General features: G+C 63.6%; 1 pseudogene. It reads left to right on the forward strand.

What is annotated here, in order from left to right:
* A pseudogene (locus tag AC04SF_RS37425) lies at positions 1-593 on the forward strand (hypothetical protein); the annotation flags it as partial.

Consider the following 593-nt stretch of genomic DNA (forward strand, 5'->3'; position numbering starts at 1 on the left):
CCCCATCCATCAACTGGGTGCATTGCCATCGCAGGCGCAGGACATCGTCCAGGCCGGACGGCAAGAACCTGCCCGGTTCGCCTCAACCGGGTGGCCGCAGATGCCGCTCAACTTTGATTGGAGTATGTGGCCGACCCTGGAAGCAGCGCCAGCGCCCACTGCCAGCGCCCGCCCTGACACCTACCGGGATTTTCCATTGGTTGATCTGACTGCGGCTACGCCGTCTGAGTCACGCGACGATGATAATTCCGTGCCGGCGTTTGCAAGCATGCCCTCCGATGCTCAGGTCGGGGCTTTGGGTCCGACCGCCCCGTCTCACGGCCGCGGGCTGGTGCTCCAGGACATGGAATGGCTGGGCGACGAGCATGTGCTGAGGGACTACCAGCTCCTGACGCAAGAGTTGCAGGGGAACAATCCGGGTCTCGCCGCCCGGACGCGGTTCGTGGATCCCCTCATAACCCTTGGCAGCCTGCGCTTGGGCACCGAGAGCGACATGCTACGCGCATTCCAGCGCATCGTTCATGATCACAATGGCGACGACACGGCCGACTTCCTGTTCCTGCCAGTGAACGATGCCAGTGCCAATCGCCGCG

It is taken from the genome of Mesorhizobium sp. CNPSo 4671 (assembly GCF_057784245.1).